General features: G+C 38.2%; 8 protein-coding genes. All 8 read right to left on the reverse strand.

From position 1 onward, the window contains the following. Nucleotides 1-32: 32 nt before the first annotated feature. The 8 genes from JNUCC23_RS12625 to dapF all read right to left on the reverse strand — a co-directional run bounded on the left by JNUCC23_RS12625 (nt 33) and on the right by dapF (nt 12,737). Nucleotides 33-1,904 carry a PTS fructose transporter subunit IIABC gene (locus JNUCC23_RS12625; protein ID WP_403070881.1) on the reverse strand — a complete coding sequence of 624 codons (1,872 nt, stop codon included), beginning with the start codon at nt 1,902-1,904 and terminating at the stop codon, nt 33-35. A 4-nt stretch (nt 1,905-1,908) separates the two neighbouring features. Continuing rightward, nucleotides 1,909-2,829, reverse strand: coding sequence for a 1-phosphofructokinase (gene pfkB, locus JNUCC23_RS12630; RefSeq protein WP_454211756.1), 921 nt, complete (start codon nt 2,827-2,829; stop codon nt 1,909-1,911). Further along, nucleotides 2,826-3,578, reverse strand: a complete 753-nt coding sequence (locus JNUCC23_RS12635; protein ID WP_403070875.1) for a DeoR/GlpR family DNA-binding transcription regulator — start codon at nt 3,576-3,578, stop codon at nt 2,826-2,828. The genes pfkB and JNUCC23_RS12635 overlap by 4 nt, the downstream gene beginning before the upstream one ends. A 190-nt stretch (nt 3,579-3,768) precedes the next feature. After that, nucleotides 3,769-4,986: a 2-oxoglutarate dehydrogenase complex dihydrolipoyllysine-residue succinyltransferase gene (odhB, locus tag JNUCC23_RS12640; protein ID WP_454211758.1), complete on the reverse strand. Its 1,218-nt coding sequence runs from the start codon at nt 4,984-4,986 to the stop codon at nt 3,769-3,771. A gap of 1 nt (nt 4,987) precedes the next feature. Continuing rightward, nucleotides 4,988-7,849 carry a 2-oxoglutarate dehydrogenase E1 component gene (gene sucA, locus JNUCC23_RS12645; protein WP_403070869.1) on the reverse strand — a complete coding sequence of 954 codons (2,862 nt, stop codon included), beginning with the start codon at nt 7,847-7,849 and terminating at the stop codon, nt 4,988-4,990. A gap of 728 nt (nt 7,850-8,577) precedes the next feature. Continuing rightward, nucleotides 8,578-9,330 carry a polysaccharide deacetylase family protein gene (locus tag JNUCC23_RS12650; RefSeq protein WP_454211760.1) on the reverse strand — a complete coding sequence of 251 codons (753 nt, stop codon included), beginning with the start codon at nt 9,328-9,330 and terminating at the stop codon, nt 8,578-8,580. A gap of 234 nt (nt 9,331-9,564) precedes the next feature. Continuing rightward, nucleotides 9,565-11,220: a glycerol-3-phosphate dehydrogenase/oxidase gene (locus JNUCC23_RS12655; RefSeq protein WP_454211762.1), complete on the reverse strand. Its 1,656-nt coding sequence runs from the start codon at nt 11,218-11,220 to the stop codon at nt 9,565-9,567. A 527-nt stretch (nt 11,221-11,747) separates the two neighbouring features. Further along, the gene (gene dapF / locus JNUCC23_RS12660) at nt 11,748-12,737 is read right to left on the reverse strand and encodes a diaminopimelate epimerase (RefSeq protein ID WP_454211764.1); all 990 of its coding nucleotides are present in this window, start codon (nt 12,735-12,737) and stop codon (nt 11,748-11,750) included. Between the last annotated feature and the right edge of the window lie 86 nt (nt 12,738-12,823).

Consider the following 12,823-nt stretch of genomic DNA (forward strand, 5'->3'; position numbering starts at 1 on the left):
ATGAGCTCCATTGATCATCTTTTCAAAATTTGTTATACCGTTTTCTTTTTCCAAAGCCCAAGAATAATCCCGGTGATTAATGTACCGATTAAGATCGCTAAAATATAGAGGAATGGGTGATTGACAAGGGGAATAACAAAAATTCCACCATGTGGCGCTGGCAAAGTTACGTTAAATAACATAGATAAACCACCAGCTGTTGCTGCACCTATTACACTACTAATGATCACACGTATTGGATCAGCTGCTGCGAATGGAATGGCGCCTTCTGTAATGAAGGATGCTCCCATAAAAATATTCGTAAATCCTGATTTCTTTTCTGTATCGGAGAATTTATGCTTAAACATGATGGTCGCAAGGGCAATTCCGAGTGGCGGAACCATACCGCCCGCCATAACTGCTGCATGCGGTCCAAAGCTTGAAGCTTCGATTGCTGCTATACCAAATGTAAAGGCAGCTTTATTGATTGGGCCGCCCATATCAACAGCCATCATCCCGCCTAGCAATATACCAAGTAAAACTGCATTCGTACCTGACAAGCTTTGTAGCCAATTCGTAAGACCGCTATTAATCGCTGAAACGGGTCCGTTTACAACAAACATCATAATAAGTCCGGTAATTAAAATACCAAATACCGGGTAAAGTAAAACGGGTTTAATCCCTTCCAATGTTGCAGGGAGCTTATTAAATAGTTTTTTCAAGCCTAATACTACATAACCGGCAAGGAATCCGGCAATCAAGCCGCCAAGAAATCCAGCGTCTGCTTGTGCCGCTAAGTAACCACCTACAATACCAGGGGCAAATCCTGGTCGATCAGCAATACTGCTCGCGATGAACCCTGCAAGGATTGGTACTAGGAAGAAGAAAGCTCCGCCACCACCAATATCATTTAAAGCCTTAGCAATCGGATTATAGCTTGGATCAGCAGGATCATTTGCATGAATGCCAAACATAAAGGATAGTGCAATCAGAATACCGCCACCAACGACGAATGGAAGCATGTTACTTACACCACTCATTAAATGCTTATAAATACCATTTCCCGCTTTTTCTTTGCTTTCTGTTTTACTGTTATCACCTTGATAGACAGGTGCATCGCCTTTTATTGCTCGCGTAATCAATTCTTCCGGTTTTCGCACCCCTTGTGCAACAGGGACGATTACGACTTTTTTTCCAGCGAATCGATTCATTTCAACTTGTTTATCCGCCGCAACAATAATCCCGTCTGCTTCTTCAATTTCTGTAGCAGTTAAGCCATTTTTAATCCCTGTCGAACCATTCGTTTCAACTTTAATATCAACACCCATTTCTTTCGCTTTTGCTTTAAGCGCATCAGCAGCCATATATGTGTGTGCGATACCTGTTGGACAAGCGGTAACAGCCAAGATTTTTTTATTTCCAGTAGAAGATACAGGTTCATTTTTTTCTGATTCTTCTTCCTCTGCAGTTTCTTGTTCTTTGTTGTCGATTAATAAAATGATTTCTGATTCTGATTGCGCAGCTAACAATTGATCCCGGAAGCTAGCATCCATCAATAAAGAAGATAATCTTGATAAAGTTTCTAGATGAGCATTGTTCGCACCTTCACTTGCAGCGATCATAAAGAGCAAATGTGCCGGCTGACCATCAAGAGATTCATAATCTACACCTTGCGTGGATCGTGCAAACGCAATGCTAGGCGTTTTTACTGCAGCTGTTTTTGCATGCGGGATCGCGATTCCTTCGCCTATCCCTGTCGTGCTTTGTGCTTCACGTGCTAAAATGGCTTTTTTATATGCTTCTTTATCATTCAATCGATCTGCACCTGATAATTTCTCAACCAATTCATCAATGGCATCTTGCTTAGTCGTTGCTTTAAAATCTATGATCACTGTTTCTCTCTTTAATAAATCGGTGATTTTCATCCTTTTATCCCCCTGTAATCTCACTAACTTCAATCTGCGATACTAAATGTTCGATATCGACTTTTTGACAAAGGTCGGCTGAAAACGCAGTGGCACTTCCCGAAGCAATACTAAATTTAAATGCTTCAAGTAGATTCTCTGTTTTTTTATACGTCCCGATAAAACCCGCTACTAGTGAATCACCTGCTCCAACCGAATTCACGACGTTTCCTTTAGGTACGTTCGCTGTATATATTCTGTCAGATGTACATAAGACTGCACCATTACCAGCCATGGAAACAATAACATGTTTCGCACCTAAAGCAACAAGTTTCTTCCCGTATGTAGCAGCATCCTCGATCGTATGAATCTCCGTTTCAAATATCTCTCCAAGTTCATGATGGTTCGGTTTAATTAAAAACGGTTTATATTTCAGTACATTCAACAAAGAAGGGCCGCTTGTATCAACAATTACATCAATCCCTTTATGTTCGCATTCCATTGCAACCGTTTCATAAAAGTCTGCAGGCATATTGGGAGCTACATTACCAGCTAATATAATCGTATCCCCATTTTTTAATAGTTTGATTTTCTCCAAAATTTGTTCATATTGAAATCTAGAAATACTCGGCCCCAAGCCATTGATTTCCGTCTCACGATCACTTTTTAATTTAACATTGATCCTCGTATCCTCAGACACCTCAATAAAGTCCGTCTGAATTTGTTCATCCTGTAAAAAATCGCGAATGAATGAACCAGTAAACCCTCCTAAAAACCCAAGAGCAATAGAATCCATATTAATTCTCTTTAGAACACGTGACACGTTTATTCCTTTGCCACCAGGAAATTTCGTATCCCGCTTCGTTCGATTTAATTGATTCACTTTGAACTGTTCAACTTCCACTATATAATCGATGGAAGGGTTAAGCGTTACCGTATATATCATGGTGTCACAACCTTTACATTTGAATGTTTTCGTAATGAAAGTACTGCTTCTTCATCATTTGCATCTGTTATTATCGTAACCTCTTCAATTGAGCCAACTCTGGCAAATGTGGTTTCAAATAGTTTCGAACGATCTGCAAGAACATACGATTTATTCGATAATTGAATCGCTCTCATTTTTAACAGTGCTTCATCGGGATCTGGTGTTGTCAGCCCATAATCCGGATGGATTCCGTTCATACCTAAAAAGCATTTATCAAAACGATAATCGGAAAGGAACTGAACGGCTTGAGTACCTACAATCGCGTTCGTTGCAATTTTCAATTTTCCTCCAACAAGAAATGTTTTTATGTCGGCCTCCATAAGTAATGGAAGATGCATAAGTCCATTTGTGAGCACCGTAACATTCTTTTCCTTCATATAAGGGATCATTTCAAGTACGGTTGTTCCTGCATCAAGATAAACACAGTCTCCATTATCGATGTAGGAAGCAGCTAGTTTGCCAATTTGTTGTTTTTCTACATGATTTGCATGCTTTTTTTCATTTATTGAAGGTTCGAGTCCTTTTTGCTTGAATAATGCAGCACCGCCATGCACCCTTTTTAACGCTTTCATTTCTTCTAGTTGAACTAAATCACGTCTAATGGTTGACTCAGAAGCATTCATCTGCTCAACAAGGTCCTGAAGCTTGATTGTTCCTTGCTCTTTCAGCAAAGCTAAAATCAATTGATGCCTCTCAGTTGTTAACAAAACAATTACCTCCCTTGCTATATCTGTATAATAAATGATTATCCGCAAAATTTCAATCAAAATCGTTTGAAATCATCCATTTTCATTCACTTTTATTCAAAACCATTCATTCAAATGAAAACTTAATGTTAAATTCTACAAAAATGAGATAAAAAATCCCCAATCAGATTATCTGATTGGGGATTTTTTATCAACCTTGTAACAATAGTTGTTCTGGGTCTTCCAGTAACGCCTTAACGGTTACAAGGAAGCCAACCGCCTCTTTCCCATCGACGATACGGTGATCATAAGAAAGAGCTAGATACATCATTGGTCTGTTTTCAAAATTATCGTTATCAATGGCTACAGGTCTTACTTGGATTTTGTGCATTCCAAGAATTCCGACTTGTGGTGCATTAAGAATTGGCGTAGATAGCAATGATCCAAATGTTCCACCGTTTGTAATGGTGAACGTTCCACCTGAAAGATCTGCAAGTGCTAATTTATTGTTTCTTGCTTTAACAGCAAGATCGCTAATCGATTGTTCAATTTCAGCAAAGCTTTTACGGTCTGCATCACGAACGACTGGCACAACTAAACCGTCATCTGTCGATACAGCAACACCAATATCATAGAATTTTTTCTTAAGAATTTCGTTCCCATTAATTTCTGCATTAAGTAATGGATATTTCTTAAGTGCACCAATCACAGCTTTTGTGAAGAATGACATGAAACCAAGCTTCACATCGTTTTGTTTTACAAATGCATCTTTATGACGTTTCCGTAAATCCATAACAGCCGTCATGTCTACTTCGTTAAATGTTGTCAACATTGCTGCTTCGTGTTGAACTTCTACTAAACGTTTCGCTATCGTTTGACGACGACGAGACATTTTCACGACTTCTACTCGATCATCATGTTCTGTTTGCGCTGCAGGTGCGGGTTTAGCTGGTGCCGGTTCTTGTGCACTTGTTTGTACCGGTGCTTTTGCTGCTACTACATCTTGGATTCTTACACGGCCAAGTGGATCTACAGCAGGTACTTGGGATAAATCAATCCCTTTTTCACGTGCAAGTTTACGAGCGGCAGGCGAAGCGATCGTTCTTTGAGCAGTTGGTACAGAATTAACTTCTTCTGCCTTCAATTCCTCTACAACAGGTACTTCTACTTTAGATGAAGGTCCTTCATTTGTTCCGTCTTCACTAACTACAGCTATAGCTTGTCCAACTTGAACGGTATCTCCTTCTGCTGCTAGTAACTCAGATAATGTACCACCATAATCAGAGATAATTTCAACGTTTACTTTATCTGTTTCAAGTTCTAAAAGATATTCTCCCTTTTCAACTGTTTCCCCAGGTTGTTTTAACCATTGTGCAATCGTTCCTTCTGAGATTGATTCTGCTAGTTCAGGCACTTTCACTTCAGCCATTTTACTTCTCCCCCTCTTTAGTACGCGTAATTGATTCAGTCATAATACGGTGCTGTTCCTGCTTGTGAACAAGTGGATCCCCTTCTGATGGACTCGATCTCCGTTTTCTACCAATGTAAGAGACAGAAACTCCATTTGGAACTGTTTCATATAAGCGGGGCTCAACAAATGTCCATGCTCCCATGTTCTTCGGCTCTTCTTGGAGCCATACTATTTCTTTCAAATTTGGATATTTTACGAAAACTTCCTTCACTCCCTTTAGTGGGAATGGATAGATTTCTTCAAGGCTGATGATTTGAAGCCAGTCAGTATCTGTAACACTGGCAATCTTTTCACGTATCTCTACTGCTATTTTACCTGTGCAAAGTACAATCCTTTCAACCGTATTAGGATTTTGACCCAAAGTTTGCGTTTCAATAAATGACTGGAATTCTCCTTCAGTAAATTCAGCAAAGGTAGAGGCCATCACTTGATTACGCAGCATACTCTTCGGTGCCATAATCACTAACGGACGAACTTGTTCCATTTCAAGAATTTTTGCTTGTCTTCTTAACACATGGAAATATTGAGCTGCAGAGCTTAAATTGGCAACTGTCCAGTTGTTTTCCGCTGCAAGGGAAAGGAAACGTTCCAGACGTGCACTAGAATGTTCAGGTCCTTGTCCTTCATATCCATGTGGTAATAGCATAACGAGTCCAGATTTCTGACCCCATTTAGCGCGACCTGCAGAAATAAACTGGTCGAATATTACTTGAGCTGTATTGGCAAAATCACCAAATTGCGCTTCCCAAAGCACAAGTGTTTCAGGTGCAAAAACATTATATCCGTATTCAAATGCAAGAACTGCTGTTTCCGTTAACGGGCTATTGTGCACAGCAAAAGATGCTTTAGCAGTCTTTAATGTATGTAGCGGTGAGTATGTCTTGCCATTTTCACTATCATGTAATACGATATTTCTCTGTGCAAATGTTCCACGTTCAGAGTCCTGTCCAGTTAATCGAATCGGCGTACCATCTGAAAGTATTGAAGCAAATGCTAATGTTTCTGCATGAGCCCAATCAATTTTCCCTTCATCTCCAAATGAATCGAGACGACGGGAAAGAATACGGCCTAACTTCTTATTAATCTGGAATCCTTCTGGCCATTCCACAAGACTTTCATTCATGCGAATTAAATCTTCTGAAGTTACAGTAGTATCAAGTTTTGGAAATCCCTTTTCAACGGTTTGAGGTGGATCTAGTTCACAAACAGTTTCTGGTTTGTTACCAGAAATTCTGTCATAAGCCTCTTTCAATTTCTCCTCGACTTGCTCTGATAGTGCATCCAGTTCTTTATTACTGATTGAACTCGTCTCAAGCAATTTTTTTCCGTATAAGTCTTTAACGGTTGGATGTTTATGAATCAAGCCATACATTCCTGGTTGGGTAACTAGCGGCTCATCCATTTCGTTATGACCAAACCTTCTATAGCCGATTAAATCTATCAGGAAATCTTTCTTGAATTTTTCACGATATTGAAAAGCAAGTGTAACAGCAGCAAGGCACGCTTCTGGATCATCTGCATTCACGTGTACAATCGGTACTTCAAAGCCTTTTGCAGGATCACTTGCATATTTAGTAGAACGAGAGTCTTCGCTTTCAGTCGTAAATCCAATCATATTGTTCGCGATAATATGAATCGTGCCACCTGTTTGGTACCCTTTTAAACGACTTAAATTAAGCGTTTCGGGAACAATACCTTCCCCTGGAAATGCTGCATCACCATGAATAAGAATCGCCATTGAACGAGAAATATCTTGTATTGGGAAGCCCGCTTCTGTCCGATTTTCTTGTGCAGCACGGGAATATCCTTCAACGACTGGACCAACGACCTCTAAGTGGGATGGATTATTAGCTAGCGTAATTCTTGCTTTTTGTGTATTTCCATTTGTGATAAGTGTATCCAATCCTAAATGATATTTAACGTCACCTGTCCAGCCGTAATTAATCCCTATTGACCCTTCTGATGGGACTAAATCCTTATTAGGACTATGCTGGAATTCAGAGAAAATGATTTCATATGGTTTACCAAGAACGTGTGCTAACACATTCAAACGGCCGCGGTGTGCCATGGCGATATTTACGTTAGATGTGCCATTTTGAACAGTTTGAGAAATTAAATGATCAAGAACCAGAACAAGCATATCAAGGCCTTCAATTGAAAAGCGTTTTTGTCCAACATACGTACGGTGAAGGAATTTCTCAAATCCTTCAACTTCCGCTAATCGTTTATATAAAATGGCTTTTTTCTCATTTGTAACTTCAGGAAAAATACTACCTGATTCAACTGCATCAATTAGCCATTGTCTTTCATCCAAATCATTCACTTGCGAAAATTCAAAAGCAATCGTTTTTGTATAAAGCTCCTTTAAATAACGAAATGCTTCATAGCCATCTTTGACGGTTTCAGGTGATTCTGGGCAAATAAAGTCAGCCGGAATTTTTCGCAAATCGTCAGCTGTTAATTCATATTTCTCCAATTGAAGAAGTTCGTTATCCAACGCCACTTCGTTCAACGGATTAATATTCGCTGCTAAATGACCATATGAACGAATATTTTCTGTAAGTTTAACAGCAGATGTGATTTTTTTCATTGAAAGTACATCACCTGATGAAACCACTGCCGTTTGATTTTCGACGATTGTTTTTTGATTTGGTACAGTGTTTACTGTAGGTGGTCCGAAAATTTTAAAATAGTTTTTTAGCTCTGGATCGACTGAATCCGGATCTTGTTGAAATAGGTCGTATTGCTCCAAGACGTACCCAAGGTTTGGACCAGAAAAAGCTTTCCATGGGTCATATGCCTTAGCTTCCTTGATGGTCATTTTTTAAACCCCCAAATTTAACGAATAATTTTTATTTTGTTTTACCCATCCCCACGATATTAGCTAACTTTTTTATTAAAAAACTCCTAAAAAAGTTATATTTTTATACTATTATCAATATTTAAAGGATAAAACGTTTTCAATAATTATACTACCATGTTTTTAACAAATATCCAAAGGTTAAACCTAGAAAAATAGAGAAAAAAACATAATTATGCTAACGCATTGCAATACTTTATGTTTAAGACCCTCAATTTTCTGCATTAGCCAGCTTTTATCTCCCTTTTCCTTTCTATAACTCTAGTATTTGATTAAATAGGATTGTATTTTGTATATTTGAATAAAGGTCATGTTTTGGTAATTTGTTGAATTTCTTTCACAATTTCAGTATATTTTGATTTGAATTTTCCGATTGCTCTTTTAAAATAGCCAGATAATGATCCATATTAATCGCGTTATCTTCATAAAGGTCAAAATTTTATAACAATAATATTCTCCAACGTAATATGGAATAAAGTACAGGTGTCTCAAAAGGGTTAAATCGCCTTTATACACAGTTTATTATCGTTCATATACATCACATAAACTGCATGTATTTGTAAGTATTAACCCTTTCGTTCTCGGAAACACGCTCGTTTTTTAACACATAAAAAATACACTTATTTACTCCTTTAGTTCATACAATTCTAATTTTCTTTCAGGTGGCAAAACGGTTGTACGTTCATTATTCATGGAAATTGCACTTTTCCATTGTCTTCCGTAATCATTTCAAACTCGAAACCCTGTTTTTTAAGTCCGATAATGATATCAGGTAATGCTCTAACTGTGTTTTTCATATCATCGATGTCATGCAGCAAAATTACTGCTTGCTTATGCTTCTTAGCTCCGGTTAAAACAGATTGCGTAATTGTTTGTTGACTAATCATCGGACTAATGCCGTCCTTTGAATCTACATTCCAGTCGAAATACGTATAGCCTCTTCGTTCAAGTTCTGAAATAATATCTGTACGAATCGATTTCTTTTCACTCCTTTGAATAAGCATATTATTGGAACCACCTGGAAAGCGGATTAACTTTGTATTGATGGCATACTTATGATCCAGCAGCGATTCTAATTTTCCCATATCTTTAAAAAAATCATCTTTCGATCTGTAAATCCTTCGATAATCATGAGTATTCGAATGTAAAGCAATAGTATGGCCACGTCTAACCATTTCTTCATAAGCCTGTTTAGCATAGCTTTGTCGATTTGCCATAACAAAAAAAGTCGCCTTAATTTGGTATTTATCTAATATATCGAGAATTGGAATTGTATTATGAGACGGCCCATCATCAAAGGTTAAATAAGCAACCTTACGTTCTGCGAATTCTGATGTGTTGGTTAATGGGACTAACTCATCAGGAATGGGTATTGCATAAATAGTTAAGCCAATAGTGAATGAATATAGTGTGACGATTATAAAGCTAAGGAATACTCTCATCATATGTCCAACCTTTCCTTTTTATCCCGGTTTAATTAACCATCCATGTGGGATGAAGAAAACCTCCACTAATAGAAGTTTCACTTTGTTCTTAAGTTGCTCGTCCTAGGTTTTTTTATGTTATGAATTGCCTTAAGTTTGTAAACCTTTTTATAAAAAAGATGGGTTTTTGCTACATAAAAAAGCTGACAAGTAGGAAGTGTTCATCCTGGTTGTCAGCTTTTTTTGTTTCCATTACTCTTCGGGATGCTGTGCTGCATATAATTGCTCTTCTAAAGCAATTGTATATTTCTGCTTTTCCGTTTCTGGCCATTGGAAGGTATCACTCATATAGTCAATAACTCCATCTTTCCAGGCTTTTGCCCCTTGGATATTAAACAGGATCGCTCCTGTCCGCCTCATAAGGAAGTCAACAGGGGTTACGGTGCTTTCAAATTGAATCGCATATACGAGCATGCCGTAAACATCTAAAGGCAGATTATATTTCACGGCATCACTACGTTTACCCTTAATAAGAGCAAAAACATCAGATGCATTGGAACCATACATTTGAGCAATAGCCAAAGCCTGTTTAGAGTCAAGTCCAACTGCTTCTCCTTTTACTTTTTGAGATTCAACATATGCATGAAAGTTTTTCGATCCACCTACTTCACCGCCAGAGATGCGAATTTCCTTAGTTTGGCATCTGTCATATTTAATTCCATAATCTGTTTCGAAGCTTATCGCCACTTTATCAAGCACTTGTTGGGACATTTTACGATAACCAGTTAATTTACCTCCTGCGATTGTAACTAATCCAGAATCAGATACCCAAATTTCATCTTTCCGAGAAATTTCTGATGGGTCTTTTCCTTCTTCGTGAATAAGTGGGCGAACACCGGCCCAGCTAGATTCAACGTCATCGTTGGTAATGTCTACATCTGGAAACATGAATTTAATCGCTTTGAGAATATAGTCACGGTCAGCTAAAGTCATTTTAGGATTCATTGGATCCTTTTCATAAAATGTATCCGTTGTACCTACATATGCTTTGCCTGCACGAGGAATCGCGAAAACCATCCGTCCGTCTGGCGTGTCGAAATAAACCGCCTGTTTCAGAGGAAAACGGGATTGGTCGATTACGATATGTACGCCTTTTGTTAAATGCAATGTTTTCCCTTTTTTTGAACCATCTTTTTGTAAAAGGGTTTCCACCCATGGACCTGAAGCATTGATGACTTTTTTCGCTTTAATGGTAAATGACTGTTTTGTCAATATATTTTCTACGACCGCTCCTGTCACTTTTCCATTTTCATAAGTAAAGTCAACTACTTTTGCATAATTTAGTAATTCAGCACCTAGTTCTGATGCCCTCTTTGCCACTTCAATCGTTAATCGAGCATCATCTGTACGGTACTCTACATAATACCCTCCGCCCATTAAGTCTTTTCGTTTTACAAGAGGTTCCTTCTTGATCGTTTCCTCTACTGTTTGCATGGTTCTTCGTTCTTTTCGTTTTACACCAGCTAAGTAGTCATAAACCCGTAAACCGATTGATGTTGTAAATTTACCAAATGTTCCGCCTGAGTAAAATGGAAGTAACATCCATTCTGGTGTTGTTACATGTGGACCATTTTCATAAACAATCGCACGTTCTTTACCAACTTCAGCAACCATCCCAACTTCAAACTGTTTTAAATACCGAAGACCACCATGAACGAGTTTTGTTGAGCGGCTTGAAGTACCTGCTGCAAAATCTTGCATTTCCACTAATGCTGTTTTCATCCCACGGGTTGTCGCATCAAGGGCGATACCTGAACCTGTGATGCCACCACCGATTACTAATAAATCAAATGCTTGTTCTTGGACTCTATGTATCCTCTCATTTCTATCTAAGCTTGAAAAACTCATTGCTTTTTTCCTCCTTTATCTGAGTTTATTTGAAACAAAAAGAGACCACAACGTACACAGCAATTGCTATGCATTTGTGATCTCACGAATTTCCTAAATGACTATTAACTTGACTTTATTATACAATATCTTCCTCATTTTAGAAAGGAAAATGCATGAATAGCATAATCCCGTTTCCCTCAAATCAAATACGTCTGATATCCTTCATTTCCCATTGAAAAGAGGAGGGTCTCACTTTTAGTTCGTGTTTAAAAAGGAGGATAAAAAGAGCCGAGAAGTTCTGCAAGCGACCATCTGTAGTCTTACACATATACAGTAATACGTGAGAATTGGAGAAACAGAGATTTGGTGCCATTTCACAGCTATTTTTATCGAACTTTTTACAACAACATAAAAAAAGGAGCTCTCATAAGTATAGATGGCAAGACCCCTATACTACCACATACAGTTTAAATATCATGTAAGTAACACTATACGTTGTGTGGTGAGGGTAAGGTCAGACTCTTTTGGGACATCCTCTGCCATTTTCACATGAACTTTTTAAGATGTTCCTGAATTTCACTTTGAAAAGCTGCATACAAAGCCGTTTCTTTGTCAAAACGCACTTCATGAAGCAGCTTGAAATCTTCGCAATTTTCAAGTTCTAACGCAATGGATGCTTTATATTCATAGGTGCCATTTCCAATCAAGTCAATCCAATTCTTCTCGAAACTTTCATAATAATGAACCACGCATTTTACTTGCCCACCATTATTATAAACGGAAATTTCCCTTTCCGTCTCATTGAAGCCATTCAAACAGGTCACTAGACTTGCGGCTGACATCGCTGTGCCGCAGGCATTCGTAAATCCTACCCCACGTTCATACGTCCGTACAAAGATCTCCCCTGGTTCTAAAAGCTTTACAAAACTGACATTAACTCCATCTGGAAATAATTCATTGGGACTATTCACAGATAGCGATATTTTTTCCTGAACATCGGAATTGAGCTCATCTTGCTCAACAATCGTGACTAAATGAGGATTCGGGACCGCCAATGCTGTGAATTTTAATGAATTGGATAGCTGCACTAGTGGTTCATTGATAAGCGTCTTTTTATTAATGGTAAGCGGCAAGGATTCCACATTAAAAAGAACTGGTGAAATCTCAACTTTAAACGTAGGAATTCCCTGATATAAATCACCTGTTTTTTCAACTGATAAATCAGCTTTCATTGTTTCAATTACAAGTTGTTCCTTACCAAGGGTCTCACAAACAAATCGCGCTACACAACGTAATCCATTGCCACACATACTTGCTTCCGATCCATCTGCGTTAAATACACGCATTCTTGCGTCTACTTTCTCACTTTTAAGTACAAAAAGAATTCCATCTGCTCCAAGCAAACCCTCTCGCTTGCATAATGCTTGTGCCAGTCTTTTTCTATCATCTTCTGTAAACCGATAATCTCTCGTTAATTCATCAATCAATAAAAAATCATTGCCAGAACCATGGCATTTTAAAATATCAATGATCATCGGTACACTCCTTTCAAATTCATGAAAATTTCTATATACGATGCTTACTTTAATTCTAATTTTAAAATATTCAGTCAATTAACAAA

The sequence above is a fragment of the Peribacillus sp. JNUCC 23 genome (assembly GCF_053653995.1).